This is a genomic window from Thalassotalea sp. SU-HH00458 (assembly GCF_040362795.1).
Classification (GTDB): Bacteria; Pseudomonadota; Gammaproteobacteria; order Enterobacterales; family Alteromonadaceae; genus Thalassotalea_H; species Thalassotalea_H castellviae.
Window position 1 is genome coordinate 164,223 of the sequence record NZ_BAABWW010000002.1, and the last position, 26,828, is coordinate 191,050.

The following is a 26,828-nucleotide window of genomic DNA, read 5'->3' on the forward strand; positions in this document are numbered from 1 at the left end:
CAAGGTCCGCAATTCGCTCACAGCTGATCTTCGCATAAGTGCCAATAGCGGACCGTGGTAACGCCTTGCTCACCGGTAAATTGCAAGCGAAGCGAGTAATTTATCCGAGTGCAGCAAATTGTTAGGGTTTATCGCCATCCAAGACCCCTAGAAGTTGCTGCATGTTGAAACTGCATGATCTGCCCACTAAAAATGTTTTTGCGTACCTATCTAACAATGCCTGGTCAGGCTTCAGTCCTTTCTTAATTTTATTGCGTACCGATCTCAAGTTACCTTCTGTCTTTTCCATGCCTTGACTGAACACTTCCGTAAGAAGCCGTTCTCTCCGTTCCTGGGCGGACTTACCTTTACACCCAGTCCTGATATACTTGGCAACAACTATGAAAAGCATCTTCTCACAATGGAAATACTTAAATTCGTCAGATAAGTATCGGCTATATGTAGCATCAAGACTTCCTGACGCAAAAAGCTCGCGATAAAAGCCCACGGCATTATCTTCTAGAAACCCAACGTAAACCTCTTCCTCTGGCGCTAAAAGAACGAAGAAGGGTGCGGGTTTATCTAGCTTTATCGGCATAATTGATCGAAGACCAAAGCACGCTGCGCCGACTACAACCAAGTTATTTCCAGTTGCCTGATTAAGACCTTGAAGGTTGCTATAAAGCTCATCCCAAGAGCAGTATTCAGAGGACTGAGCAATATGCAACCCTTCTTCCTTGTTGCCATGCATATCGAAGTGCAATAAAGGTCGCATTCCGTTCTCAGATGCGTGATACGAAAGCTCTGCCAAGAGGCTTTTGAGGTGGGCCGCGCTAGTGACCTGAATATGCTGAAACCCGATGGATTTCTCAGCTTTCAATGACTCCATGTCCTCCACCATTCTTCGAGTGGGACCGAGTTCAGAATCCGGAAGACTAGTTAACCAAATAACAGAATTACAGGAAAAGCCGGTATCAAGCTGCATAACTTTCCTTTTACCCTAACACCTTATTAGTGAGACCTTGCAAGGTATACTACCTTGTAAGGTAGGAGGTGACCTATGTATAGACAAACTAATAAAGCTTCAAAAAATTATAGTAAATCATACACTAATCGAAATAACCACACTTCACAACAAGAAGGCTTTGTTCCTCCTCAAGATATCCCAAAACTTAGAAGGGTGATTGAAATCACAGATTACGATAGTGGAAAACCTATAACGCATAAGCTGGAATTGTTAAAAACTGACCGAATTGATTGTTATGAAGTCATTGCCGATGGAAAGCTTTGGAAAGAACGTATTGGTTCGAGCAATATTTTAGCTGGTATTAGAAAGGCACTCCCCAGATTAGCAAGAGAGTGAACTTCCGCTATTCGCTCTGAGCTGCCGTTGGGAACAAAAAAGATCAATGTCCGCAATTGGCTAAGAACTGACATTTACATATTGTTTTTCTATGCCCTAAGAGTTGCTTAGCTGACTAATACGAATAACTTTATGAAATAGTGTCAATGCTCGTAGTTGGCATTAGGAGTAACTTTAAGGTTTTGATTCAGCTCTAGAAATAAAACTTAATTCTTTTAGCTTGCTTAGCCCAACAGAAGTATCAAGCTTTAAAGCTTCGCAATATTGTACGTACTCAAATACATTTAGTTTTCTTTCACAGGTTTCTATTCTTACCACAAACTGGTGAGGCTCACCCAGTAATTTACCAAGGTCACGCACAGTTAATCCCTGCTCGTTACGAGCAGCTTTTAGCCAGTCTATCAAGGCTTTATAACGAGAATCGTTTATATGCTTAATCATGGCATGAACTCTATTGTATAACCTCCTTGGCAACAAAACAGTACCAAGGTATGATGGAACTTTGGTACTGTTTTGTTGCCAATATTATATTGAAAATTATTAACTAATGTCATTAAGTATCAAGCGGCTGAGGTGTACATGAATCAAGAAAAAGAAGAGATGTTCAAAGAGTTCAAACATATGCTAGGTTCAGGAGCTCTTCGTATATTGCTTAATATTAAAATTGGGGAGCCAGCTTTGGACGGCTTAGCAGAGCAACTTCATCGTGATAATGCGCAGTTCCATAATAACAATATTAATATTGCTAAATGCTATAAGTTTTTAAAGTATCAATTAAATAAATTTGGCCTAGAAGGTATTCAACAAGTAGAAAAAGATGAAATAGATTTAACACGCCTTTTCAGGTTTAAATTTGATTTTAAAATTGAGGACTGTGAAGTAAATTTATTGATCCCTGACGCATGGGCAATATTACGTTTGCCTAATACAGAAGATCAAAGAATCATTAGATATAGAATATTTATGAATTGCACACATAAGGACGTAGATTCAGTCAGATTATCTGAAACAATAATGAGCTTGCATCATATTGCTCAAAGCCAAGATAAGTTTGCATGGGTTGCTCCATCTGGAATTAAATTCGTTCTATATAAGGAGAGAATGTTGGACTTTAGTGAATATGCAGAGGATTACCTAGAACGAAATTATGTTCAACCTTATCTTCAGTGGACAAAAGGGCAAAACACACATCCTAAAATTTTAACGTTACCTGAAATAATAAGTAGAGTATAATTATTAAAATTAGTAACTAGCGTTCTTTATCAACTTTAGTAGAACATCTAGATAGGTATTTTTGCGAAATGTGAGAATAATCATGCCTAACCTCTCAAAATTCTCATGTTTTTAATTAAAAATAATGAAAATATGATAGATTAGCTACATGTACCGTTATTTATGGTTATTCACAATTTTCACAGTGTAGGAAGTGTAACGGTGCTTAAAGATGATTACGATGTAGAAGTAGAATATCGTCGTTAATTTTCTCGTAACATAAGTATTCATATAATTAATGCCTATCACGTAAATCGATAGGCATTTTTTTTGAATAAAGATTGTTAGCGTTTTCTTTGATAGAGCAACTCTTTCTAGACAGTTTATTTTCAATGAATCAATATTGATTGTACACGCTGATTTACAGCGCATGCAAAGTTGGGATTTTAGACTATTATCAAAGTATAGTTGACTCATTATGAAAGGAATTCTAGTGCGCACTTACATTCACGTACTTATCTTACTCGTTTTCTTATCGCTAAGTTCGTTTGCTAATTCTTATAACAGAATACAAATAAACGTCGGAGCAGGTGTACGCCCTCCTTTTTTACTTGAAGATAACACTCAAGGTGTCGGTCCCGATATCCTTCATGCGTTAAATCTCATTCAAGAGCAATTTATTTTTCAACTAGTGCCTGTACCGATTAAACGGCGTACGCAATCATTATATGAAGGCTGGGTTGATATTATGATGTGGGATAACCCCAAATGGGGGTGGGAACTGGAAAGCTTGCAGCATAGTCAACCATTAATCCATGCAAAAGATGTGTTTATAGCGCGCACTGATAAATATCAATCCCAAGGCGTTTTTGATGAATTAAGCAGTCATAGCTTAGCTATGGTTCATGGCTATCATTATAAATTTGTTAATTTTGAAACTGACCCGATTAAATTAAATCAATCATTTAGCATTACTTTAGTCAGAACAGAAGAAGATTCAATTAATCTATTGTTATCTAAAAGAGTCGATGTTGCCGTTGCAAGTGATGTTGCACTTGCTTGGCACTTTAAAAAACACCCTCAAAGTCAAAGTAAAATAATGATCTCAGAAAAATATGATACAGAATTTATGCGTTACTTTTTAGTGCCTTCTTCCTCTCCCATTTCCGCAAAAGAATTAGATGAGCTGCTCATTTTGGCCGATAATAAAGGTTTACTCGCGCCCATCTATGAAAAATATGGCTTAGATATGCCAAGCTTTAAGCCTCATTCCTCAATGCTATCGCATTAGTTTTCGCATAAAAGATGCTTGATGGGGAAAATTCGATTTATTTGCATGAGTAACGCTAGTACCTCTTGCTGTTTTTTTATTAGAATAGCCACAATGTAAACGGTAAAAGAAGACTTATGACTATCCTTTCTATGATTGTAGCCCACGCGAATAACCGAATTATTGGCAAAGACAACGATATGCCTTGGCATTTACCTGCAGATTTAGCGTATTTTAAAAAAACAACCTTAGGTAAACCTGTCGTTATGGGTCGTAAAACTTATGAATCTATCGGTCGTCCATTACCAGGTAGACAAAATATTGTTATTTCTCGAGATAAGAATTATCAAGCAGAAGGAGTCACAACAGTTACCTCTGTTGAGCAAGCCTTACAGCAAGCAGGTGATGTTGAAGAAGTCATGGTGATTGGTGGCGGTGCAATTTATCAGCATTGTTTACCGGCGGCTGACCGCTTATACATCACCCATATTAATGCTGAGATAGAAGGCGATACGCAATTTCCAGAATACGATGTTGAAAACGATTGGACGTTAGTAAAAAGCGAAAAATACTCTGCCGACGATAAAAATGCTTTCCCGCTTGATTTTTGTCTTTATCAACGCAAGTAATTAGTTACGCGCATGTACCCACTTACTTATATCGAGCCCGTTTTTAGGCCACCCAGCGAATGGAAAAGCCTGATTCTGCAAGTGACCAATGGTTGCTCTTGGAATCGCTGCACTTTCTGTGAAATGTATACTGCAGAGCAGAAAAAGTTTAAACCGAAAAAACTTGAATTAATTGAGCAAGAAATCCAAACCATAGTCAATTCAGGTTTACCTGTTGGTAGAGTGTTTTTGGCTGACGGTGACGCATTAATGCTACCCTTTCAACGGCTTAAAGATATTTTATTATTGATCAAAAAATATTTACCAACCGTCACTCGTGTATCAAGTTATTGTTTACCGCGTAACTTATCCAATAAAACGGTCGAACAATTAGCCGAGCTAAGGGAGTTAGGCTTAAAACTAGTCTATGTCGGTTGTGAAAGTGGCGATGATGATGTACTTAAATTAATAGATAAAGGCGAAACATATACCAGTTCTTTGATTGCTCTGAATAAAATTAAACAAGCAGGTATTAAAAGCTCTGTCATGATCTTAAATGGTTTAGGCGGACCAGCGTTATCAAAACAGCACGCCATTAACTCTGCTCGATTAATGAATGAAGCACAGCCTGATTATTTATCGACACTTGTTGTTTCGTTTCCTTTAGGTGAAGAACGTTTCGCTAAACGTTTTGAAGAGTTTGACCTTCAAAGATTTCGAATGTTAAATCAGCATGAACTCTTCCAAGAAATGAAATGGTTATTAACTGAATTATCACTCGCTAAAACCATCTTTCGCTCTGATCATGCCTCAAATTATTTAGTGTTAAAAGGGGTGTTAGGGCAAGATAAAACTAAGTTACTACAGTTAGTGAATGAAGCCATTGAGCGACCAAGCAATGTAATGCTGCGACAAGAATGGCAACGGGGTTTGTGATTAACCAAAAATAGCGAATAAAAAAGCCACTTTACGTGGCTTTAATGGTTATATTCACGAGGACTTTTATTCTACAGTACCGACAAATCGATAACCTTCACCATGAATAGTATTGATAAGCTCTGCAGCGCCTTCTACAGATTCAAAATGCTTTCTTAAACGACGAATAGTAACATCAACGGTTCTGTCGTTAGAGCGTAAATCACGGCCTGTCATTTCTTTGATTAATTGCTGGCGAGTGACAATTTGTCCTGTATTTTCAATGAGTAATTTTAAAGCTCGATATTCGCCGCGAGGTATAGAGATGATTTCGCCGTTTGGTGAGGTCATTTTACGAGAGTTACCATCTAACACCCATTGATTAAAACGGATGATGGCACTATCAGACTCGGTTTTACCTTGTGATATACGATTAAGAATATTTCGAGCACGAATGGTTAATTCGCGAGGATTGAAAGGTTTAGTCAGATAGTCATCTGCCCCTATTTCTAATCCTAAAATTTTATCAATATCACTATCTCGTCCCGTTAGAAATATTAGCCCTAAATCACTATTGTTTGTTAGCTCACGCGCAAGCAATAAACCGTTTTTACCCGGTAAATTAATATCCATGATCACTAAGTTAATAGTATTTTTTTGTAATTGTTGCTCCATGGCTTCGCCATTGATCGCTTCTGAGACATTATACCCTTCAGCTTCGAATAAATTACGCAAATTAAATCGGGTAACATCTTCATCTTCTACAATAAGTATATGAGGTTTTTGCATGCTCAGTTTCCAGTTCAAAAATACTTTTCAAAAAATAAGGAAGTAAAATTCGTCTTGTTTAGTCATGCCTATGAAACGTATTGTTAACATAGGTTATAAAACAGTTAAATGACATGTTATATAACCTGCCATTAAAAAACAATTACTAGTTAACGAACAAAACCTTAATTTATTCATTGATATGCTTAAAGTAATTGCTCACTAATTGGGAAGTTTATTTCAAAGGTAGCACCTTTGTCAGGTTCGCTGTCTAACCTAATACTGCCACCAAGTGCTTGTGTCACTAAATTGTAAACTAAATGAAGACCAAGTCCGCTTCCTCCTTCACCACGTTTGGTGGTAGTAAACGGCTCAAAAATTTTGTCTTTAATTGTGACATCAATACCATGGCCATCATCAGCAAAGCTAATATTAAGCTGTTCGCCTAATTTCATTACCGTGATATCAATTGTGCCGTGATCTCTGTTATCAAAACCATGGATGATTGAATTAAGGATCAAGTTAATGAGTACTTGATTAATTGGACCAGGTTTACTCACCACGAGTAAATCTTCAGGACAAGTAATATTGATTTGATAAGGGGTATTTCTAATTTGCGGGGCAAGTGTTAACAACACTTCTTTGAGTAATTCATCAAAATTGAATTGTCTAAAATCTTCATTTGATTGATCGACTGCTACTTTTTTGAAACTAGAAATGAGCTCTGCGGCGCGGTTTAAGTTGCGATAAATTATACCAACATTTTCTTGGCCTTCATTTAAGAACCGTTTCAACTGACTAGATTTTAATGTTTTGTCATCAAATGATTTTTTAATATCATTGAGTCGATCAGATAACAAGGTTGATGCGGTTACGCCTAATCCTATTGGGGTATTTACTTCATGAGCCACGCCTGCCACCATATCACCTAAAGAGGCCATTTTTTCACTTTCAACTAACTGACCTTGAAATTGATGTAATTTTTCTAAAGTAGATAATAATTCTTGGTTGGAATCTTTTAATGCTTCAGTTCTTTTATTTACTTTATCTTCAAGCTCAATATTTAGGAGTAAACTTTGCTGTTCTGCGACATCAAGTTTAGTAATGTGCCGTTCAGTCCTATTTAGCAAGTTGTTAATGTTTCTCGCTAAAATATCGATTTCCTTAAACGGCATAGGCTTCACTCGAAGTGAGTAATCTTTCGTTTGCGAAATATGCAAAATATCTGCATTTAATTCCCTTAGAGGTGTGGTGATGAGGTTTTCTAATCTAAAACTGATGAAGATTACCGATGCGAGTAAGACTAAAAAAGTAACAATAAAAATAATAAAAAGTCGAGTGCTAAAAGTAAGGCCAGAATTAATATCTAATTGAATATAAACATAACCGATTTCTTCTCGATTAAACTCAATAGGTGCGACATATTTAACGATATCATCTTCAAAATAAGGGGAAGCATATAAGGTTTTTTCTTGGGAGGTAATTCGCGTGGTATTTTTAGAAATTGACCCACCCATTTTAAAGTTATAACTGGCAAATATGCCAAAATTTTCTGGATACTTTTTATAAACATCAATGTAGTGAATTGAAGATAATGATTTGAAATTATCAAGTTTGTTGTTGAGGTTATTAAGCTTATTTGTACGAATATCTTCCACACTTAATTGAGCAACATAGTTACCTAAATCAATAATATTTTGCTTGTACTGTTGTTTCGACTCTTTCAGAAAAGTACTAGAAATATAAAAGATAGCGAGTGAAATAAAAACAAAAACAAAGCCTAATACTGTGATCAAAATTGAACGACGAATTGAGCTTATTTTATGGGTTTTTGGCATATTGAGTTGTTCTAAGATTAATAACAGCTATTTAGATAATTATTGATAACTTAACAGATTTCAACTTTTCTTACAGAATTATGTTTTAAATCTGTTGAGTTAGCGTTTCAACCTCGCATGATAAATAGTAAAACCTCGTTCTACGGCCAAAATTTCAGTTTGCCCTAAAGATTGCTCAATAATCGGTTGGTATTTTAGAAAACTATTGGCAACAATGGTTAACGAGCCTTGTTTATTTAGGTGTTTTTTAACCCCAGCTAAAAAGCGCTCTGTCGCTTCATAATGGGTTTTTATCCCTTGGTGAAAAGGAGGATTGGAAATGACATGCTGATATTTCTCAGTAATGTCTGACAAGCTATTTGTTGCAATCACCTTACCTGTTAATCCATTTAGTGAAAGGGTTTTTTCTGATGAAACGAGTGCTAGCGCACTGACATCAGCTAACGTTAATTCTGATTGAGAACAACTTAAGCCTAAGTAGCAAGCAATTACTCCAGCTCCACATCCAAAATCAAGCACCTTTCCCGTGACTTCTTTAGGTAAGTTATTGAGTAAAACTTGCGTACCTGTATCTAACTTAGCTTGACTAAAAACGCCGGGTAATGCGGCAACTTTGAAAGTGAGAGAGCCAATAGCGACATTATAATAATGGAACCACTCTTCAAGATTAAATGTGCGGTGATGGTTAGATAATTGCGTTTCAACTAAGGTACAGTGGCGCGCTGAATCAATTTTGTCGCAAAAGTTTGTTTGCTCTTTGAGCAATTTGTTAATGGATTTTATGCCACTTTTATTTTCCCCGACAATCAATATTCTCGTTTCTGCTGTTGAACATTGCGCTAACATCGCAAAAGTAAATAATAGCTCTTGCTTGCTTTTAGGAAATTGAATAATAACTAAGTCATGTTTTTTTTGTGTTTGATAATGTGCAGCAAAAACACAGTGGCATTGTTGGTTTTGTTGATGCTGTTGGTGTAATTCAAAATTGTTATCAAAGTAGGTGATATCACATTCTTTATTTAAAGATGTTAGACTCTGTGACAACTCATCATTTGGCATGTTAATTAATAAAGGAGTCGTTGCCAATAATAGTGATTCGTTACGAATTAATACTTGGCTTAAGTTACTTAAATACATTGAATTACCTAATTTATAAGCTTACAAAGCAAGATAAGTAGCCTATGATTCATTTACGTTATTTGATGGCGCTATTCTACAATAAGTTATCGAATTCACCAATCATTCACCAAGACTAATATCACGGTTTGAATGTTTAATATGGACGTTAAAATAAGGGCATTACCATTACCGCTAAATTATTTTCAAAAATGAAAGCAGCATGGCTGAGAAGTAAAACCAGAGCGCATATATTAACGCTTAAGTATTTGCATTGGCCGAATATATTTGCTGATAAGCCGAGTGTTGAAGTTTATTTAGCACTTAACGACCCCCACAGTTTTATGCTGGTGCAAGTTTTACATGATTTGGAACAGCGGTTTAACATTAAATTAAAACTATTTCTTATATATGAAGCGGTACCAAGTATCTCAATTGATCCTAAGCTAAGGCGAGCATGGGCGCTACAAGATGCTAATTATATTGCTCAACAATATGGGCTTAAAGCCATTGCAGGTTATCCTTCTGCTAAAGCTTTAGTCACTGGCCAACAACTTTGGCAGTTGCAAGAAAAAAATGTCACGCAAGCCATGAAAATATTTGAACAAACTTGGTTTGACGAATTTGATTTTTACTATAATCCTTCCACTCCTTTGATTAATTTTCAAATCAAAAATCAGCAGAGACTGAATAATAAAGGTCATTATTTACCGGCAACGCTATTTTTTGCAGGAGATTGGTATTTAGGGATCGACCGATTACTTCATTTAGAAAGAAAACTGATTGCTCTGGGCTTGATTCATACAGATAAAATTAATAAATATACTGCTAATTTGTTAACCGATAACCAAGCCAGTCAGGATGAAAGCGATAATACCGATAGTGAGCGTTTATCTAATGAAAACACTTGTGAGGTTTTTGTTTCTTTACGCAGTCCTTATTCATATATCGGCTTTGAAAAAGTTAAAAAATTGGCGCAAAAATATAATACGAGACTGATAATTAAGCCGGTTTTACCTATGTTAATGCGAGGATTGGAAATGCCCATTAACAAGTCACGCTATATCTATTTTGATGCTCATCGAGAAGCTAACTTAGCGAATATCCCTTTTAAAACCTTCAATGATCCACTTGTACAAGGCATTGTTAATTGTTATGAAATTTTCAGTTATGCCGAATTTACCGGGAAAGCTGTCGCATTTATAAGCGCGGCTTTTGAAGCTATCTATGTAAATAACTATGATCTTTCACAACATCAAGTAATGAAACTGATCTGTCAATCAATAAACCTTGATTATCACAAAGCCAAAGAATACGCACAGCAACATGATTGGCAACAATGGTCAGACGTTAACCAAACTGAATTAGAAACATTGGGCTTTTGGGGCGTTCCGTGTTTTAAATATCAAGAAATAATTTGTTGGGGGCAAGATCGTCTTGTTCCTATTGAAATTGCCATGCAAAACCGAAACCCTGAGAAAATTAACGATTAACTCTGATACGAGATAAGATTTTTGATGGCTAGACGGCTATTGCTTCGCTTTAGAATAAATGTTCTAATAGTGGCGTCCCTTATTTAAGTTAACTTGTCATGTAAACATCGAAGGACAAGTTATCCCAAAAGGGCCAGAAGAGGAGCGTTAACTAGGTAGTTATCATGAAGAGATCAAACTCTAGTGATTGATAGTAATGGAGATTAACGCCGAGATAATTACATATTTTGATGATGTATTTGTCGGTTGTTTAGGTTGAATCCTAACAATTGTCACCTATTTATTATGTGTTTTAGACCTTAAGTTTTCTAAAATATTTAATGTTAATACTGGTGGAGAGCTTCTGGCCTTTGTAAGCCTCTCTTCATCACAAGTTGAGGCTATGCAAACGCCTTAAAGTTCTCCGAACAAGTTGAGTTCGAGAGAAATGAATCAAACGAATAGCGCTACTAAAAACCAATCCCAACAAATTCAAACGGTTGCACAAACGCGTCTGTGGACAGCATTAGTGACACCAATGTTGCTCAATGGAGACGTTGATTTTGTTACGTTAGAAAAACTCGCCATAGAGCAAGCTAATGCAGGAAATGGTATTGCTTTACTCGGCAGTACAGGGGAAGGCTTAGCCTTAACCCCTACAGAGCAATTATCGGTGGTTAAATGTGTAAGTGCTTTATCATTAACTGTTCCCCTAATGGTGTCAGTAGGCGGTTATAATCTACCTAATCAATTAGCGTGGATATCCCAGTGTAATGATCTCGAAATCTCTGCTTACTTATTAACTTGCCCTATTTACACAAAACCAGGAGAAGTAGGTTTAACTCATTGGTTTAGTGAGCTTTTAGAGCAATCTGAACACCCGTGCATGATTTATAACATTCCATCACGAAGTGGCATTAATATTCCGCTAGCTGTGATGAAAAATATTCAAAGCCATAAAAACTGTTGGGCCATGAAAGAAGCAAGCGGTGATATGGATACCTTTAAATCATATGCTCAACAATGTCCTGAACTTGACATATATAGCGGTGAAGATGCCATGGTTGCACACTTGCTTGAAGCTGGTGTAAAAGGTCTGGTTTCAGTAGCTGCAAATGTATGGCCACAAGCTACGCATCGTTATGTAAATATGGCATTAGCGGGTCAGCATCAAACATTATTTCCCATTTGGGATAAAGCAGTGGAGGTTTTATTTCAAGTCGCTAGTCCTATTCCGGTTAAAGTATTAATGCATCTCACGAATAGGTTGAATTACCCAACTTTACGTGCCCCTCTCACCGCGTTAGAAATCACCGATAATCCGTTTGCGTTAAAGTCTTTAATGGCAATAGATATCGAAATAAATCAATGGCTTGAGCAAAGCCAATCGTAAATTTAAAACAAATCATTGGAGTTAAGTAGTAATGAATTGGCAAGACACATTAGCTGAGTTAGAGGCAGGTACGATACGTGCCGCGAATCAAGATGAACAAGGTAATTGGCAAGCGAATATTGCTGCCAAAGAAGCGATTTTAGCGGCATTTAAAGCTGGAGAAAATACCGAATTTTCAGGAATATACCAAGGCTTTGTTGATAAAAATAATTTACCAGCCCGTGAATTTACCGTTGAAAACGGGGTGCGATTAGTACCCGGTGGTTCATCTGTTCGTCGTGGGGCTTATGTAGCTCCACGAGTCATAATTATGCCACCCGCTTATATTAACGTAGGTGCGTTTGTTGACTCTGGCACTATGGTAGATAGTCATGCATTAATTGGTTCATGTGCCCAAATCGGTAAGAATGTTCATGTATCAGCTGCCGTGCAAATCGGTGGTGTTTTAGAGCCTGTAGGCGCTAGCCCCGTGATAATTGAAGATGATGCTTTTTTAAGTGCAGGGGTTGTTATTGTTGAAGGTATTGTTGTTAAGAAAGGCGCGGTTTTAGCGCCGGGAGTTTCTTTATCAGCGTCAGTACCTGTTTATGATTGTGTCAATCAAGTGATGTTAGAAAAAGGCGCTGATATACCTGAACGAGCGATTGTTGTGCCAGGCACACGTCCTGTGAAAGGTGAGTGGGCTCAGTCTCAAGGGTTGAATATGGCATGTGCGTTAATCGTAAAATATCGCGATGAAAAGAGTAACGCATCACTAGAATTAGAATCTTTATTGCGTTAAACGCAAACAATCAATGATAAAACAATCCCTTGAGTGAAAATATGAGTGCATATACTAATCTCCCAGTGTGGCTTGAGCAATTTAAAGCCGATAAACAATTTCAACCTAGCCTACTTGCACATCAAACGAAAAATGAGCATGAGCAAGCTTACTTTGTTTATCATCTTGATGCCTTAAAAGCGCATTTAGCACATTTACAACAGCAAGATGTCATCAAACTTTGGTTTGCAGTGAAAGCGAATCCGTTATCCAGCATTATTCAAACACTCGATGGTGCGGGGTTTAATTTTGATGTAGCGAGTACTGGAGAGTTGCATCAAGTACTTAAACAGGGGATCAGTAGCGATAGAATTTTAAATACTGGTCCTGCCAAATCGAAAAAACAGTTAGCTCGTTTTATCGAACAAGGGGTTAATACTTTTGTTGTTGAAAGTGTGAATCAACTTAATTGGCTAAATGAAGTGGCCAGTGAGCAGAAAGTCAAACCGCAAGTGTTATTAAGAGTACAATTACAATGGCCTGATGGTGAAAAAAATCCATTAGGTGGTAATAGTTTAACGCCTTTCGGTTTGTCAGTTGCAGAGTGGCAAAATATTCATGTAGATGACTTTAATCAATTAGATCTCTGCGGATTACATATTTTTCAGTGGGGCAATATGCTCAGTAATGAAAAAATGTACTCATTATGGCAACAAATGGTAGAGCCTTTAGTTGACTTGGCAAACGATATTGGCATGTCACTTAATATTCTCGATTTAGGTGGCGGCTTAGGTATCGATTATCTTGAGCAAGGGCAAAAACTATCTTGGCAAAAGATATTAACAGATTTAGCGAATATCAAAGCACAAGCCAATGTAGCAGAGCTTTGGTTAGAATTAGGGCGTTTTGCTGTTGCCGAATGTGGTTATTATGTCGCGCCTGTGGTTGATCGAAAACTGAATTACCAGCAAGAGCAATTAGTCCTTTCTGCTGGCATAAATCACCTTTTACGACCTGCGATTACCGATCAACCTTTTCCGGTAAGCTTATTACGTGACTCTTCTGCGGATGTGCAATATTTTGATATTCATGGCCCGTTGTGTACCAGTATGGATAAATTAGGCCATCTACCACTGCCTAATGACGTGCAGGTGGGCGATCAGCTAATTTTTGGTTATGCCGGGGCTTATGGTTTTACTGAAAGTATGCCATTTTTTCTTTGTCATCAAATTGCTGCTGAATATACCTATAGCCAAGGGGAGCTAACCGAAGTACGAGCTGCAGAATCAGCTGATTGGTATTTAAGATAAAACGATAATAACGAACAATAAGATTTAGCATAACCAAATAATAATTGAGAAGTAAAATGACACAATTTTCTAAAGAAGTCATGCATGTTGGTGAGATGGCCAGTGGTGCCGCATTAACGGTACCGGTATATCGCTTAAAAGGTCAAAGTGATGCGCCGAGTGTATATATTCAAGCAAATATGCATGGCGCTGAAGTACAAGGCAATGCGGTAATATTTCAATTACTTGAATTACTTCGAAATACACAAATTAAAGGTGATATTACCTTAGTTCCTTATGCTAATCCTGTCGGTTGTAACCATAAAAATGGTGAATATACCTTAGGTCGGTTCGATCCTATTACTGGGGTAAATTGGAATCGTATGTATCATTTTGACGAAAGTATCATTAAACCTTTCGTGCGCGATAGTATAGGTAAAGATGACAAGACCATTGAGGCAAATTTTAAGGCATTAATGATCGATAGTATTGAACAAAAACTCGATCATAATATTTTTGGCTTAACCACCGGACAACGTATTGCTTATCAATTACAACGTTTAGCTCATCAGGCTGATTTAGTGTTAGACCTTCATACTGGGCCTATTTCAAGTAAGCATTTATATTGTCCTGAGTATGCAGTAGAAAGCGCAAAATATTTCGATATTCCACATACCTTATTGATCCCTAACGCGTTTGACGGGGCTTTAGATGAAGCGACTTTTTGTCCATGGTGGAAGTTAGAAGAAGCGTTTGCAGAATTAGGGATCAAATTTTCTATTAGCTCAAATACCTTAAACAAAGAAAGCTTTACTGTTGAATTGGGCTCTCAAGAGCAAATTGATCTTGATGTTGCGCTTGAAGATGCCAAAAGTATATTAAGTTATTTGCAATACAAAGGAGTCATCGATACAAGCGCGTATCAGCCCAAAAAAATGACCCGTTTCGCTTGTTATTTAAAAGACTATAAAGCGTTTTATTCCCCTATGGGTGGCATGGTTGATTATTTGGCGGAGTTTGGCAAGCCTCTCAAAGCGGGCGAACCACTAGCGCGGATTTTGCGAATGGATAATTATCACTTTGAAGAAAAAGGCGATGCTGATCCGCTGCATTATGTCTCTTTAGATCATGAGGTGATCCCTATCCTGCATTTTGCTTCGGCAAGCGTAAATCAAGGCACTGAATTATATAAAGTCTTTACGGAGTTTTTTATTTTAGAAGAGTAAAAACAGTCGCCAATGTAACGCTGTTAAATCTCTTTTATTTTATCTATCTTACAAAACCTTTTCAAAATATAGCTTAGTTATTGACGGTTGCTGTTATTAAGGGCAATCTGTATAAAAAAAATACAAGGGAAAGGTTATGGAACATAAAAAAGCATTGTTTTATGGTGGCTTATTTTCGTTATTACTCGCGGGATGTAGCCAACCAGAACAAGTCAAAGAAAGCGAATCAGCTGCGCCGTCACAACAAACGTTGCTTGAAAAAATAGCTGACAAATCAAACGAAAGTCCTACCGTAGCAAGTTTCAATGTCCCAATAGAATATTTCACCTTAGATAACGGCTTGAAAGTCGTATTATCTCCTGATGATACTGCTCCCACGGTGACAGTGGCCGTTTATTATAATATTGGTTTTCGAAATGAACCAAGAGACCGCACCGGTTTTGCCCATCTATTTGAACATATGATGTTTCAGGGCTCAGAAAACCTTGGCAAGATGGAATTCATTAAGTTAGTGAATGCTAATGGCGGCGTACTAAATGGCTCGACCAGATTTGACTACACTAATTACTTTGAAATAGTACCGTCTCATAAATTAGAAACCTTTTTATGGGCTGAAGCTGATCGAATGAAAGGCTTAGCCATTACGCAAGAAAATTTAACCAACCAACAAGGCGTCGTTAAAAATGAAGTAAAAGTGAATGTACTTAACCAGCCCTATGGCGGCTTTCCTTGGTTAGATATGCCTCAATATGCTTATTCTAATTGGTTCAACGCCCATAACTTTTATGGTGATTTGGAGGATTTAGATGCCGCAAGTTTAAAAGACGTTGATGATTTTTTTAACCTTTATTATGCACCTAACAATGCAGCATTAGTGGTAGTGGGTGATATCAATATAGTTGAAGCAAAAGCTATGGTTGAAAAGTATTTTGCTAAGTTGCCTGCAAGTGAATTACCACCGGCACCTGATTTAACGGAACTACGTCAAGAAAAAGAATTAAAGTTTAATAAGTTTGATAAATTAGCGCCGAAACCAGCTTATGCATTTGCTTATAAAATGCCTGAACGCAATACCCCAGAGTATTATGCGATGGGAATTATTGATCAAATTTTGGTGCAAGGTGAAGATAGCTTGCTGTATCAAGAGCTAGTAAAAAATAAGCAAATTACTGGTCAGATTGGCGGCGGTATCAATTATTTATTAGGGAATATGTTTAATTATAACGGCCCCATGTTGTGGATGAGTTCGTTTACGCATGACGAAAATGTTAGCCAAGCACAGATAAGCGCAGCGATTGATTCAGTTATTACTCGTTTAGAAGAGCAACCTTTAACGGAAGAAGAAATGTCTAGAGCGATTGTTAAAATTCGTTCGCGTTTGTTTGACTCATTAGATCAGTTTTATGGTTTTGGTAAAGCGGATTTATTAGCAAGTTTTGCGCTATTCGATAATGACCCAGCAAAAATAAATGCTTTAGAAACTTCTTTTAAAGAAGTAACACCAGAATTAATTATGAGTACTGCTAAGGAATATTTACGCAATACTAATCGGACAATATTAACGGTTACTCCGGGTGAAGATCCTGATAAAAAAGCATCCAATACTGATTCAGTCAGCCAAACAAGTGAAGGAGAATAAAATGTCTTTAATTAAAAAATCATTCAACTTGTTGGCAGTTGCCAGTATTTTATCGTTTAGTTTAATTGCTTCACTTTATGCGAAAGAACAGCCACCAGTAGGCAGTAAGCCAAGCAACTTTCAAGTGCCAAAAACGTCGACGATGCAGTTAGATAACGGTTTGAAAGTGACTTTTATTCCTTATGGCACTACCCCTAAAGCGACAATACGGCTGATCACCAACACTGGAAATATCGATGATGGCAACCAACCTTGGTTGGCTGATTTAAGCTACGAAATGTTAAGACAAGGTACTAAGACTCAATCGGCTAAAGAAATTGCAGAAAATATTGCTAGCATGGGGGGACAAATCAATTCATCAGTCGCGATGGATTCAAGTTGGCTTGGCGTTGATGTATTAAGTGAATTTTCAACTGATGCCATTGATGTACTCGCTGATATGGTATTAAACCCAGCGTTAGCAAGTAGTGATTTAACGCGTATTAAAACTGATCGTACTCGTCAACTCAAAGTACAGTTATCCCAACCTGGTAATATTGCATCGCAAGCTTTTTATAAAGCGATTTATGCCAATCATCCTTATGGTGAGCTTTACCCTTCAGAGGAAAGTTTATCAGGTATTTCAGGCGATGATATTAGCCAATATTTAGCGAAAAATTTGGTGGCAGGGCGTAGTCATTTATATATTTCTGGCGTCTTTGAACAAGCGAGCTTAAGTGAAAAAATCGCGAGCGCTTTTTCTAGCTGGCAGAAAGGTCAAGCTAAAAAATCAATGTCGGTGATTAGCCAAACAGGACCTAAATTAATTATGCTTGAGCGAGAAAATTCACCTCAATCGACCATTCGTTTAGGTTTAGCCGCGATTGCTCCAGATCACCCAGATGCCTTGGCGATGAGTATGATGAATACGCTTTTAGGTGGCGCATTTTCTAGTCGAATTACTAGTAATATTCGTGAAGATAAAGGCTATACCTATTCGCCATACTCTACTGTTGTCAATCGTGTGAATTCAGGGGTCTGGTTTCAATCTGCAGACATCACATTAGAGTCTACGGGAGCAGCATTAACTGAAGTTTTTAATGAAATTAATTTGCTTGCCAAAACACCGCCGTCTAAAGAAGAGCTTGATGGTATTAAAAATTATATGGCGGGTATTTTTGTCTTAAGAAACTCGTCTCGAGCTGCCGTAATCAATCAACTTTCATTTATTGAGCTTCACCAATTAAGTGATACTTACCTAAAGGATTACGTTGCTAATGTTTATAACGTAACACCAAAGGAGATCAGTGAAATGGCCAGTAAATACTTAACGCCTGAAAAAATGACGTTAGTGGTTGTTGGTGATAAAGCGCAATTAACACCACAACTTAAAGCGGTTAAATCACTCGAAGCTTATTGGTAAAGTATAGGGTTGAACATACGCTTGATAGTAAATTTATATATTATCAAGCGAATGTTTCGTTTGGCTTAGTACATCTTAATAAGCTGATTTTGGGTGAAGTTAGTTCAACGTTTAATGTTTCAGCCTGACGGAGACGATACTGGTTGAGCTTAGTATAAGCGCGTCAATGGCTAATCTGCGCGCGAATGTTGTGATGCTTGGATCCGTTTTTGTTAAGGCTTCTTCAATTAATGTGATTGCATTAAGCATGAATGTTTTCTGAAATTAAGTATCCACAACGTTTAATAGAAAATTAGCGCTTATCATGGTCGATATTCAATTGTCGATGAACCTTCCTTGGGATGAATAAAACCTAGAGTCTTTATTTACCTTCCCTATTGACAGTCGACAAAAAATTAATCGATTTTTGTCACAATCATGTTTAATTCTGTGTAATTCCACTTCAAGAGAGTAAAAATTTACACTTTTCTCAAGCGATGTTTTGGTTATCTTTCAATCATTATTTTCTTTTTATCAAGAACTTTTGCTGAAAAGATCGGCTTTCTTCTCGTAAAAATCACTCATTAATTATTCAAAATTGTTGTTCAAATGTTAATTTATTGTTGATTAATATACTTTATACAATATACTTTCGGTTGCTTTTTAAGCAAATTAATAATAATAAAACCCCGAGGGTAATGTCGTGAAAATAGAAAACAATCCGTTATATGCCGGCGTATTGCTTGGAATGACTCTGGTCAGTTCCATTGCAAATGCCGAGCAAATACCAACGATGCCGAGTAAAGCAACGGCTCAAGTAATCAATACTCAACATGCTCAGCATGTAAAAAATAAAAGTAACCAAAGTTTTAATCCACCAAGGCAAATGTCACCCCATCAATTCCAACAGTTTTTACAAAATAATCGCGAAATTGATGACTTATACAAGGTCAAAAAAGCCAGTCTGGTTGATGTCAAACACAAGCAATCACTCTCAGAAAAACCAAGTGAAAACGCTAATGTCATTGCAAAAAGTACATCAATGGCACCTGAAAGCTGTACTTCACCTGCACAATTGCAAGGCCTTAGTGGTAACGATTTAGTAACTGCAGTGAAAGCAGGAGAACTAACCTCTTGTCTATATGGATTATTTGATACTTCGCTTGTAGGCACGAATGTTTTTTCTGATCAAAGTGTTTTAACCATTGTAACTGCAATTAATAGTCATTTAGTGGATTACACAGGTACCAATGTCAACAGTGCCGCTGAACTTGAAAAGCTGGTGATTTATTTACGAGCAATGCATTGGGCTGAATGGGGCAATAATCGCGTAATGCCTGCTGGTTATCAATCAGCCCTTGAGCAAGTCTTTGAACAATATTTCTCGGCTGAGCATTTCGTGACCTTTAATGGTGATGTTACGCGAGATTTTATGGTGCGTTATGAATTACTTATTTTATTAAGTAGCTCTGGCACCAATAGTATGCCGTATATAGCCAGAATAACCGATGCAGTGCTTGGTTATGCTAAAACAGTCAACCGAGATGACAATTGGGGCGTGTATTATGAAGAAAATGGTTTTACGCAATTATTAACCCATTTATTTAATGCCTCGGAAAATAAAACTGCCGAACTTGAACAAGCGGTTATCAATACCCCTAGCATCTTGTCAAACCTGCAAGCATTTGTCGATGTGGAAGGAACTTGGCTCATTGGTCACACACGTGAATATCAATGGGGCGATAGTGTGAATGAGTTGGCGCGATTTTTACGATTTGGTGGCTCAATTGCAGCAACGGTTCGTCCAAGTATTCAAGCGGTATTAGCGAATTATAGTTATCAAGGAACGGGGAGTTCAGGCTGGTTAAAAGCGCAATCTGCCGTAACATTTTATGATAGTGAAAATTGCGCCTTGTATGGTGATGCATGTGACTTTGACCTTCAAGCCACTGTGTTATCAGGAAATCATGTCTGTAGTTCAACGTTAAAACTACGGTTCCAACCACCGATTGCCAATGATAATCTTGTTGATATTTGTCAAACATTAAGCGAACAAGAACAAGAGTTTCATCAATTATTTAACACGACTGCACAGACCCCTGTTGAGGACGATTATAATACCGATCTCGAAGTAGTCATATTCAGCTCATATAATGATTATGACAATTTTGCCGGCAATTTTTTCGGGATCAATACCAATAACGGCGGTATGTACTTAGAAGGTGATCCATGGGTGGAAAATAACCAAGCACGTTTTATTGCGCATCAAGCAACTTGGTTATCAGAGTTTGCCGTTTGGAATTTAGAGCATGAATATGTGCACTACCTTGATGGTCGATTTAATAAATGGGGTAACTTTAGCGAACAAGCTGCCAATTCCGTATGGTGGGGAGAAGGTTTAGCCGAGTATTTATCTCAGCCTGATAACAACCCGAATGCTTTGGCAGTAGCACCACAAGCAACTTATAACTTGAGCGAACTTTTTCAAACAACCTATGAAAACAGTGATACAACTAGAACTTACTACTGGGGGTACCTAGCTACTCGCTTTATGTTAGAACAGCAAACCTCAGAAATAGATAATGTACTACTGCCAAGCCTTCGCGCACCAAAACGAGTGATCCCAAATGGTGAATGTCAATTCGACTGGGGATGGAAACTTAAAACTGAAGCGGTTAGCAACAATTGGTCCTGGGCCTATGATGATAGTGAATGGTCTACCGGTGACTGGGTTTGGACTTGTGGTCAACCTCAACCTGAGATCAGTGAAGTGCCTGCATTTACCCCTTATCAAGAAATATTAAATACTTGGGGAACATCGTTTGATGAACAGTTTTCTCAATGGTTAGTTTGTTTGGTGGCTGGCGAAGGTGTTTGTCAAGGACAAACGACAAAACCTGCTGATCTTGATGAGAACGGGGCAGTGGATATTCGCGATATTAATTTATTTAAACTGTGGTTAAGAGAGCAAGCCAATTTGTCACTTGATTATGATTTTAATAAAGATGGCATGGTCGACCGTCGTGACGTTAGACCCATGATGGCATTATGTGATCTTGCACGTTGTGCTATAGCGCCATAAGTTACTTGGTTGCTTTTTCTTGCTTAAATTCAAACAACGAAAAAGCAACCCCTTATAAAAAGTTACAGGATATAAACATGAAAAAAATACTACTTATTATTGTGTTAATGTTTAGCGTAAACAGCCAAGCAACTATCATTGCATTAAAATTTGATCAAACAGAATATAATAACAACGACAGTATGACAGGTCAGTTGGTGGCGAGTGACTTATCTTATTCATTAGGCGGTTTCGCCGGTACTATTAATTTTGATCCTAGCCAACTTGCATTAACTGGCTGGTCATTTGGTAATGGTTTTGATGATGGATTGGGAAGTTATTTTGCTGCGGATGATAGCGTTGCAGGCACTTTATATTTAGAAGATTTTGCCGATTTTTTTGCCGATGAACTTACTTTAGTTGCGAATCAAGGTACGAGTTTTGTGCTAGCAAGCTTTACTTTTAATGCGTTATCTTCAGGTCTACAAACGGTAAGTTATTTACAAGGTTTAGAAGTGGTAAGTTTAGATAATTCACAACTTGAATCATTTGCTGGCCAGGCAGTAAGCTTTAATGTTTCACAGGTACCTGAGCCTATGTCGATAGTCTTATTGGCTGCCGCTTTAGTTTTCTTAACGCGACGACAAGAAGGTTAATTAACAATTTTGGATATTTTCTCAGGTTTAAAAAAGCAAACAATTATTAAGAGAAAATAACTAATTACGTGAATACAAACAAAGCAGTATGTTAATACTGCTTTGTTTAAATAAGGTCGGTGAGCAGAAATTAAAACGTAATATGCTCTTTTAAATAAGTAAATAAATCGCGGAAACCTTTGCCTGGTTTTTCGAGTTTTTTCTCTTTGGCGGCTTGTCTGATTAATTGGCGAAGTTTTTGACGTTCCATCGTTTCGTGCTGGTTTAATGTCTCTTCAATAAAGCTGTTATCTCCATCCATCAGCTGATCGCGTAGGCTTTCTAAATGTACAAATTTAGCGGTTTCTTGTTGATGTTTATTTGCCATAACATCTAATGCTTGGTTGATAGGCTCTAAATCCATTTCACACAATACTTTCGCCATATGACGAACATGACGGCGCAGGGCTTCATGTTTGTTTTGAATTTTATCAGCTAAAATAAGCTCTTGCTTAAATTCTTCTGTAAAAGGTATTTTGCTGCGTTGATGTTTAGAAAGCTTCACCAACTTTAGGGCAAAATCTTGCATTTGATGCATTTCACGTTTTATTTCTGATTTACTTTTTAATTCTTCATCGAATTCAGCAGCAGAGTCGGGCATAATAATAGGGCAATTTAACGATTGATGTGACTATTATACAACAAACTGTATGATGGGCTCCACACCGAAATTACCTTCAGAAATAACTGTGGGTAATTAATCAACAAAGTAATTAACGAGATAATCATTGTAATGTCAGAATCAAATAACATCATCACACAAATGGAACAAGTTGAAAGTCGAGTTGCAGATGCTTTAGCGTTAGCTAAATCTTTAGGCGCAGATGGCGCTGAAGTAGCAATGAGCCGTCAACAAGGCTTAAGTGTGAGTACTCGATTAGGTGATGTTGAAACGGTAGAATTTACCAATGATGGCGCTTTGGGAATTACAGTTTACCAACAGGGACGAAAAGGCAGTGCCTCTACTGCAGATCTTTCTGAAAATGCTTTGAAACAAGCAGTACAAGCCGCAGTCAATATCGCAAAATATACTTCTGTGGATGATTGCTCAGGCTTAGCCGATAAAGCATTGCTGGCGATGAAACCAGAAGATTTAGACTTACATCATGAAAAAGTTTTATCAACGGATGACGCGATAGCTATTGCCAAAGAATGTGAAGATACTGCTTTAGCTTTTGATAAACGTATTACTAATTCAGATGGCGCTACGCTAGCTTGTTTTGAAGGATTTAAAGTCTATGGAAATAGTCATGGACAATTAGTTGGTTACCCGAGTTCTCGACATAGTTTAAGTTGCGTGATGATCGCCACTGAAGATGATGATATGCAACGTGATTATGCCTATACGGTAAATCGTGACTTTAATTTATTAACGGCTCCTCAACAAGTGGGTCAAGAAGCATCATCAGAAGCGTTATCTCGGTTACACGCTCAAAAACTGAAAACGGGCAAAGTACCTGTTATGTTTCGTGCCGATATTGCCAATACGTTTTTTGGTCATTTTATTGCTGCGATCAGTGGTGGCAACTTATATCGTAAATCGTCATTTTTGCTTGACGCATTAGGGCAACCGATTTTTCCTGACTTTTTACATATTCAAGAGCGTCCACACCTTAAAAAGGCGTTAGCTAGTAGTGCGTTTGATAGTGAAGGAGTCGCTACTATTGATAGAGATATCATTAAAGCGGGGGCTTTAGAAACTTATTTATTAACGAGTTATTCGGCAAGAAAACTTGGTATGACAACCACGGGACATGCAGGCGGTATTCATAATTGGCAAGTGTCCGCAAACGGTGGTGACTTTAATCAAATGCTAAAAACTTTAGGAACAGGACTCTTAGTAACTGAATTAATGGGGCAGGGAGTCAATATTGTTAATGGTGATTATTCTCGTGGAGCTGCAGGCTTTTGGGTCGAGAATGGAGAAATTGCTTATCCGGTTTCAGAAGTAACAATTGCGGGTAATTTAGCTGATATGTTTAAAAACTTAGTAGCCGTCGGCACTGATTATGATGTAAAGGGTAGCATTAAAACTGGCTCAATTATTCTTGATGAAATGCAAGTTGCAGGGAATTAGCACTTACGATAATTCATGCTAACGTGGCTTTATTATGGGCCGCTGCGAGTCAGCAGCGGCTTATGTACCAAGTAATAAGGTTGCTGTTCCTAAGAAAGCAAAAATACCTACCACATCGGTAACCGTTGTTAAAATGACGCTGCCGGCTAGGGCAGGATCTATATCGAGCTTTTTAAGAAAGAGTGGAATAGTCACACCGGCAATACCCGCAGCGGTTAAATTCATTAACATGGCGAAGGCAATTACTGAGCCTAGCATAAAATCTTGTTTCCAAATTGCAACGACTGTCGCAATTAACAACGCCCAAATAATTCCGTTGAGAAAACCTACGGCGAGTTCTTTATAGAGTAAAGTGCGAGCGTTGCTTTCACCAATATGACCTAACGCCATACCACGAATAACTAAGGTTAAGGTTTGATTACCAGCAACACCACCCATGCTAGGGACTAAAGTATTTAAAATAGCTAAGATTGCTAGTTGACCCAGAATATCTTCGAACATGCTGGAAACAGCGACGGCAAATAATGCGGTAATTAGGTTAACGCCTAACCAAACAGAACGTTGTTGAGTACTTTTAAAAACGGGTGCGAATGTATCAGCTTCATCGTCTAAACCCGCCATACTCATCATGGAGTGCTCAGCTTCCTCACGAATAATATCAACAACATCATCTATGGTGATACGGCCCAACAAGCGGCCTTCATCGTCAACAACCGGTGCTGAAAACCAATCATAACGCTCAAACAATTGAGCGACTTCGCGTTCAGGCATATCGGCATTTAGCGCGGTAATTTCATCATTAATGAGTTTAGAGATCACGACTTCTGGTTTTGCTGTGACAATATGCGAAAGTGACACCGCTCCAATAAAGTGATCTTTTCTATCAACGACATAAAAAGAGTCTGTCGCTTCTGGTAATTCGCCTTTAAGACGTAAATAACGTAACACTACATCAACAGTAACATCAGGGCGTATAGTGATAGTATCGGTATTCATGATACCGCCAGCGGTATCTTCATCAAAAGAAAGCGCCGCTTCAACACGACTTCTGTCTTGTGAATCCATTGAACTTAATACTTCACGGTAAACACTATCTGGCAGTGTTCGTAATACCTCAGCAAGATCATCAACGTCCATACCCTCAGCAACTTCTGCGAGTTTTTCTGGACGCATTTTTTTCAAGATGCCTTTTCGAACTTCTTCGTTTAATTCTTCGAGCACTTCACCGTGATGGTCGTGATCGATAAGTTGCCATAACACGGTACGGCTTTTACTGGGAGAGGATTGTAAAATCAAAGCAAGATCGTAGGCAGGCATATTTTGTAATAGCTTGCGGACATAGACAAACATACCACTACCAAGTGCTTTGTTCACTTGCAGTAATCTTTGTTGGTTGTCTTCTTGTTCTGAAGTTTCCGGCATAAAGTTTTCCTGTGCCGTTAAAAAACGAAAATGGTAATTAATTACGAGTTATAGCGGGCAGAATTTGTTATACATAACATAATTATTGGTTGCCCAGTTGCTATAAGTTTATCTCAACTGACTGGTTTTAGCAGCTTTTTTCTTATTATATCCACGAAATTTTACAGCTTTGTGAAAGGGATCTTGAGGTTATTATTCGTCTTCATCGAATTTATCGGAAAAAAGCTGGCAGACATTATCAAGGGCATCTTGTGCTTCTAGCCCTTCAGTATGAATCGTCACTTCTTTCCCTTGGCCGCCGGCTAATAACATAAGCCCCATAATACTGCTGGCATCGGCTTGTTTGCTTTCAAGTTCAATTGTAACTTTGGCATTGAACTTTTGACTTAACTGCGCCAATTTAGTTGCGGCTCTTGCATGCAGCCCTAATTTATTAGTAATTAATAAGGTTTTATTTAGTTTAATAGTCATAAGGTTAAGTACTGGCTACGTCAAGATCTCGATGGCGCGCTTGCACATCTTTACGCTCTTTTCTTAAATTATTTGCGAGTAATTCCGCAATATAAACGGAACGATGTTTACCGCCGGTACAACCAATGGCTATGGTTATATAACTTCTATTATTACGTTCTAAATGTGGTAGCCAAGTCATCATAAAACTATTAATTTGCCAGATAAATTTAGTGACAATAGGTTGGCTAGCGAGAAAATCTTGTACGGGTTGATCTAGTCCCGTATATGGTTTGAGATCTTTTTCCCAAAATGGATTTGGTAAAAATCGAGCATCAAAAACATAATCAGCATCTTGAGGGACGCCATGTTTAAAGCCAAAAGATTCAAAGACCACAACCATAGTGCCAGTTGTTTTACCGAGAATTCGCTCTCTGATCAAATCCGCTAATTGATGAGGGGTAAGTTGACTGGTGTTGATGTATAAATTTGCACGGCTTGAAATAGGCTCTAACAGTTTTTTCTCAAGTGATATCGCTTGATCAAGCGCAATATTCTGTTTGATCAATGGATGCAAGCGGCGTGTTTCGCTAAAACGTTTAATTAAGTCGTTATCATCCGCATCTAAATAAACAATATTTAGATCTACCGCACTGGGTAAGTAATTGATAATTTCAGAAATATCATTAGGATCTGCCGGTAAATTACGAACATCTAAGCTAACCGCTACGGTTTCATAATCATTAATCACCGTATGTGTTAAAGCTGGTAAAAGATTGACAGGGATATTATCAACACAATAATAACCTAAATCTTCCAGCACTCTTAATGCGACACTTTTTCCTGATCCTGAACGGCCACTAACGATGATGAGTTTCATTGTCGAAATCCTTG

At 37.8% G+C, this 26,828-nt stretch carries 24 protein-coding genes and 1 riboswitch; of the genes, 15 read left to right on the forward strand and 9 right to left on the reverse strand.

What is annotated here, in order from left to right; all coding sequences use genetic code 11:
- Positions 1-121 precede the first annotated feature (121 nt).
- Positions 122-964: a hypothetical protein gene (locus tag ABXH06_RS03690; protein ID WP_353517347.1), complete on the reverse strand. Its 843-nt coding sequence runs from the start codon at positions 962-964 to the stop codon at positions 122-124.
- 75 nt (positions 965-1,039) lie between these two features.
- Between ABXH06_RS03690 and ABXH06_RS03695 the strand changes: the two genes are divergently transcribed.
- Positions 1,040-1,342, forward strand: a complete 303-nt coding sequence (locus tag ABXH06_RS03695) for a hypothetical protein (RefSeq protein ID WP_353517348.1) — start codon at positions 1,040-1,042, stop codon at positions 1,340-1,342.
- A 174-nt stretch (positions 1,343-1,516) separates the two neighbouring features.
- On the opposite strand, the gene ABXH06_RS03700 is transcribed toward ABXH06_RS03695, so the two are convergent.
- On the reverse strand, positions 1,517-1,783 hold the full coding sequence (locus ABXH06_RS03700) for a helix-turn-helix domain-containing protein (RefSeq protein ID WP_288988660.1): 267 nt from the start codon (positions 1,781-1,783) through the stop codon (positions 1,517-1,519).
- A 138-nt stretch (positions 1,784-1,921) separates the two neighbouring features.
- Between ABXH06_RS03700 and ABXH06_RS03705 the strand changes: the two genes are divergently transcribed.
- The 4 genes from ABXH06_RS03705 to ABXH06_RS03720 all read left to right on the forward strand — a co-directional run bounded on the left by ABXH06_RS03705 (position 1,922) and on the right by ABXH06_RS03720 (position 5,368).
- On the forward strand, positions 1,922-2,575 hold the full coding sequence (locus ABXH06_RS03705) for a hypothetical protein (RefSeq protein ID WP_288988657.1): 654 nt from the start codon (positions 1,922-1,924) through the stop codon (positions 2,573-2,575).
- 472 nt (positions 2,576-3,047) lie between these two features.
- Positions 3,048-3,845, forward strand: a complete 798-nt coding sequence (locus tag ABXH06_RS03710) for a substrate-binding periplasmic protein (protein ID WP_311579028.1) — start codon at positions 3,048-3,050, stop codon at positions 3,843-3,845.
- 116 nt (positions 3,846-3,961) lie between these two features.
- Positions 3,962-4,453: a type 3 dihydrofolate reductase gene (gene folA, locus ABXH06_RS03715; protein ID WP_353517349.1), complete on the forward strand. Its 492-nt coding sequence runs from the start codon at positions 3,962-3,964 to the stop codon at positions 4,451-4,453.
- Between the two features lie 12 nt (positions 4,454-4,465).
- Positions 4,466-5,368 carry a radical SAM protein gene (locus ABXH06_RS03720; RefSeq protein ID WP_311579032.1) on the forward strand — a complete coding sequence of 301 codons (903 nt, stop codon included), beginning with the start codon at positions 4,466-4,468 and terminating at the stop codon, positions 5,366-5,368.
- A 66-nt stretch (positions 5,369-5,434) separates the two neighbouring features.
- On the opposite strand, the gene arcA is transcribed toward ABXH06_RS03720, so the two are convergent.
- The 3 genes from arcA to ABXH06_RS03735 all read right to left on the reverse strand — a co-directional run bounded on the left by arcA (position 5,435) and on the right by ABXH06_RS03735 (position 9,090).
- Entirely contained in the window at positions 5,435-6,136 is a 702-nt protein-coding gene (gene arcA / locus ABXH06_RS03725) for a two-component system response regulator ArcA (protein ID WP_311579035.1), read from the reverse strand.
- Between the two features lie 185 nt (positions 6,137-6,321).
- Positions 6,322-7,953, reverse strand: a complete 1,632-nt coding sequence (locus ABXH06_RS03730) for a sensor histidine kinase (protein ID WP_311579038.1) — start codon at positions 7,951-7,953, stop codon at positions 6,322-6,324.
- A 99-nt stretch (positions 7,954-8,052) separates the two neighbouring features.
- Positions 8,053-9,090 carry a methyltransferase gene (locus ABXH06_RS03735; protein ID WP_353517350.1) on the reverse strand — a complete coding sequence of 346 codons (1,038 nt, stop codon included), beginning with the start codon at positions 9,088-9,090 and terminating at the stop codon, positions 8,053-8,055.
- 191 nt (positions 9,091-9,281) lie between these two features.
- Between ABXH06_RS03735 and ABXH06_RS03740 the strand changes: the two genes are divergently transcribed.
- From ABXH06_RS03740 to ABXH06_RS03780, 9 genes are all read left to right on the forward strand, one after another.
- Positions 9,282-10,562, forward strand: coding sequence for a DsbA family protein (locus ABXH06_RS03740; protein WP_353517351.1), 1,281 nt, complete (start codon positions 9,282-9,284; stop codon positions 10,560-10,562).
- Between the two features lie 129 nt (positions 10,563-10,691).
- Positions 10,692-10,913, forward strand: a riboswitch (Lysine riboswitch).
- Positions 10,914-10,989: 76 nt separating this feature from the next.
- On the forward strand, positions 10,990-11,934 hold the full coding sequence (dapA, locus tag ABXH06_RS03745; RefSeq protein ID WP_353517352.1) for a 4-hydroxy-tetrahydrodipicolinate synthase: 945 nt from the start codon (positions 10,990-10,992) through the stop codon (positions 11,932-11,934).
- A gap of 31 nt (positions 11,935-11,965) precedes the next feature.
- Positions 11,966-12,715 carry a 2,3,4,5-tetrahydropyridine-2,6-dicarboxylate N-succinyltransferase gene (locus ABXH06_RS03750; RefSeq protein WP_353517353.1) on the forward strand — a complete coding sequence of 250 codons (750 nt, stop codon included), beginning with the start codon at positions 11,966-11,968 and terminating at the stop codon, positions 12,713-12,715.
- 41 nt (positions 12,716-12,756) lie between these two features.
- The gene (locus ABXH06_RS03755) at positions 12,757-14,004 is read left to right on the forward strand and encodes a PLP-dependent decarboxylase (RefSeq protein WP_353517354.1); all 1,248 of its coding nucleotides are present in this window, start codon (positions 12,757-12,759) and stop codon (positions 14,002-14,004) included.
- Positions 14,005-14,060: 56 nt separating this feature from the next.
- On the forward strand, positions 14,061-15,209 hold the full coding sequence (locus ABXH06_RS03760) for a succinylglutamate desuccinylase/aspartoacylase family protein (RefSeq protein WP_311579056.1): 1,149 nt from the start codon (positions 14,061-14,063) through the stop codon (positions 15,207-15,209).
- A gap of 136 nt (positions 15,210-15,345) precedes the next feature.
- On the forward strand, positions 15,346-16,848 hold the full coding sequence (locus ABXH06_RS03765) for a M16 family metallopeptidase (RefSeq protein WP_353517355.1): 1,503 nt from the start codon (positions 15,346-15,348) through the stop codon (positions 16,846-16,848).
- A 1-nt stretch (position 16,849) separates the two neighbouring features.
- Positions 16,850-18,250: a M16 family metallopeptidase gene (locus ABXH06_RS03770; RefSeq protein ID WP_353517356.1), complete on the forward strand. Its 1,401-nt coding sequence runs from the start codon at positions 16,850-16,852 to the stop codon at positions 18,248-18,250.
- A 682-nt stretch (positions 18,251-18,932) separates the two neighbouring features.
- The gene (locus ABXH06_RS03775; RefSeq protein WP_353517357.1) at positions 18,933-21,311 is read left to right on the forward strand and encodes a collagenase; all 2,379 of its coding nucleotides are present in this window, start codon (positions 18,933-18,935) and stop codon (positions 21,309-21,311) included.
- A 77-nt stretch (positions 21,312-21,388) separates the two neighbouring features.
- Positions 21,389-21,946 carry a PEP-CTERM sorting domain-containing protein gene (locus ABXH06_RS03780; protein ID WP_353517358.1) on the forward strand — a complete coding sequence of 186 codons (558 nt, stop codon included), beginning with the start codon at positions 21,389-21,391 and terminating at the stop codon, positions 21,944-21,946.
- Positions 21,947-22,076: 130 nt separating this feature from the next.
- Here ABXH06_RS03780 and yjgA read toward each other — a convergent pair whose 3' ends face one another.
- Positions 22,077-22,586, reverse strand: a complete 510-nt coding sequence (gene yjgA / locus ABXH06_RS03785) for a ribosome biogenesis factor YjgA (RefSeq protein ID WP_311579072.1) — start codon at positions 22,584-22,586, stop codon at positions 22,077-22,079.
- Positions 22,587-22,736: 150 nt separating this feature from the next.
- Between yjgA and pmbA the strand changes: the two genes are divergently transcribed.
- On the forward strand, positions 22,737-24,062 hold the full coding sequence (gene pmbA / locus ABXH06_RS03790; RefSeq protein WP_311580322.1) for a metalloprotease PmbA: 1,326 nt from the start codon (positions 22,737-22,739) through the stop codon (positions 24,060-24,062).
- A 60-nt stretch (positions 24,063-24,122) separates the two neighbouring features.
- On the opposite strand, the gene mgtE is transcribed toward pmbA, so the two are convergent.
- The 3 genes from mgtE to rapZ all read right to left on the reverse strand — a co-directional run bounded on the left by mgtE (position 24,123) and on the right by rapZ (position 26,814).
- On the reverse strand, positions 24,123-25,484 hold the full coding sequence (gene mgtE / locus ABXH06_RS03795) for a magnesium transporter (protein WP_311579076.1): 1,362 nt from the start codon (positions 25,482-25,484) through the stop codon (positions 24,123-24,125).
- Positions 25,485-25,676: 192 nt separating this feature from the next.
- The gene (locus tag ABXH06_RS03800; RefSeq protein ID WP_311579080.1) at positions 25,677-25,955 is read right to left on the reverse strand and encodes an HPr family phosphocarrier protein; all 279 of its coding nucleotides are present in this window, start codon (positions 25,953-25,955) and stop codon (positions 25,677-25,679) included.
- 4 nt (positions 25,956-25,959) lie between these two features.
- Positions 25,960-26,814 (reverse strand): RNase adapter RapZ, encoded by an 855-nt coding sequence (gene rapZ / locus ABXH06_RS03805; RefSeq protein ID WP_311579085.1) that lies wholly within the window; start codon positions 26,812-26,814, stop codon positions 25,960-25,962.
- Between the last annotated feature and the right edge of the window lie 14 nt (positions 26,815-26,828).

What these genes read in the sequence shown, in the direction of transcription:
- dapA (WP_353517352.1), top strand. Translation starts at nt 10,990, where the DNA reads ATGAATCAAACGAATAGCGCTACTAAAAACCAATCCCAACAAATTCAA.
- ABXH06_RS03705 (WP_288988657.1), top strand. Translation starts at nt 1,922, where the DNA reads ATGAATCAAGAAAAAGAAGAGATGTTCAAAGAGTTCAAACATATGCTA.
- rapZ (WP_311579085.1), bottom strand. Translation starts at nt 26,814, where the DNA reads ATGAAACTCATCATCGTTAGTGGCCGTTCAGGATCAGGAAAAAGTGTC.
- folA (WP_353517349.1), top strand. Translation starts at nt 3,962, where the DNA reads ATGACTATCCTTTCTATGATTGTAGCCCACGCGAATAACCGAATTATT.
- arcA (WP_311579035.1), bottom strand. Translation starts at nt 6,136, where the DNA reads ATGCAAAAACCTCATATACTTATTGTAGAAGATGAAGATGTTACCCGA.
- ABXH06_RS03720 (WP_311579032.1), top strand. Translation starts at nt 4,466, where the DNA reads ATGTACCCACTTACTTATATCGAGCCCGTTTTTAGGCCACCCAGCGAA.
- ABXH06_RS03755 (WP_353517354.1), top strand. Translation starts at nt 12,757, where the DNA reads ATGAGTGCATATACTAATCTCCCAGTGTGGCTTGAGCAATTTAAAGCC.
- ABXH06_RS03690 (WP_353517347.1), bottom strand. Translation starts at nt 964, where the DNA reads ATGCAGCTTGATACCGGCTTTTCCTGTAATTCTGTTATTTGGTTAACT.
- ABXH06_RS03800 (WP_311579080.1), bottom strand. Translation starts at nt 25,955, where the DNA reads ATGACTATTAAACTAAATAAAACCTTATTAATTACTAATAAATTAGGG.
- ABXH06_RS03735 (WP_353517350.1), bottom strand. Translation starts at nt 9,090, where the DNA reads ATGTATTTAAGTAACTTAAGCCAAGTATTAATTCGTAACGAATCACTA.
- ABXH06_RS03780 (WP_353517358.1), top strand. Translation starts at nt 21,389, where the DNA reads ATGAAAAAAATACTACTTATTATTGTGTTAATGTTTAGCGTAAACAGC.
- ABXH06_RS03730 (WP_311579038.1), bottom strand. Translation starts at nt 7,953, where the DNA reads ATGCCAAAAACCCATAAAATAAGCTCAATTCGTCGTTCAATTTTGATC.
- ABXH06_RS03750 (WP_353517353.1), top strand. Translation starts at nt 11,966, where the DNA reads ATGAATTGGCAAGACACATTAGCTGAGTTAGAGGCAGGTACGATACGT.
- yjgA (WP_311579072.1), bottom strand. Translation starts at nt 22,586, where the DNA reads ATGCCCGACTCTGCTGCTGAATTCGATGAAGAATTAAAAAGTAAATCA.
- ABXH06_RS03740 (WP_353517351.1), top strand. Translation starts at nt 9,282, where the DNA reads ATGAAAGCAGCATGGCTGAGAAGTAAAACCAGAGCGCATATATTAACG.
- ABXH06_RS03770 (WP_353517356.1), top strand. Translation starts at nt 16,850, where the DNA reads ATGTCTTTAATTAAAAAATCATTCAACTTGTTGGCAGTTGCCAGTATT.
- ABXH06_RS03760 (WP_311579056.1), top strand. Translation starts at nt 14,061, where the DNA reads ATGACACAATTTTCTAAAGAAGTCATGCATGTTGGTGAGATGGCCAGT.
- ABXH06_RS03765 (WP_353517355.1), top strand. Translation starts at nt 15,346, where the DNA reads ATGGAACATAAAAAAGCATTGTTTTATGGTGGCTTATTTTCGTTATTA.
- mgtE (WP_311579076.1), bottom strand. Translation starts at nt 25,484, where the DNA reads ATGCCGGAAACTTCAGAACAAGAAGACAACCAACAAAGATTACTGCAA.
- ABXH06_RS03695 (WP_353517348.1), top strand. Translation starts at nt 1,040, where the DNA reads ATGTATAGACAAACTAATAAAGCTTCAAAAAATTATAGTAAATCATAC.
- ABXH06_RS03700 (WP_288988660.1), bottom strand. Translation starts at nt 1,783, where the DNA reads ATGATTAAGCATATAAACGATTCTCGTTATAAAGCCTTGATAGACTGG.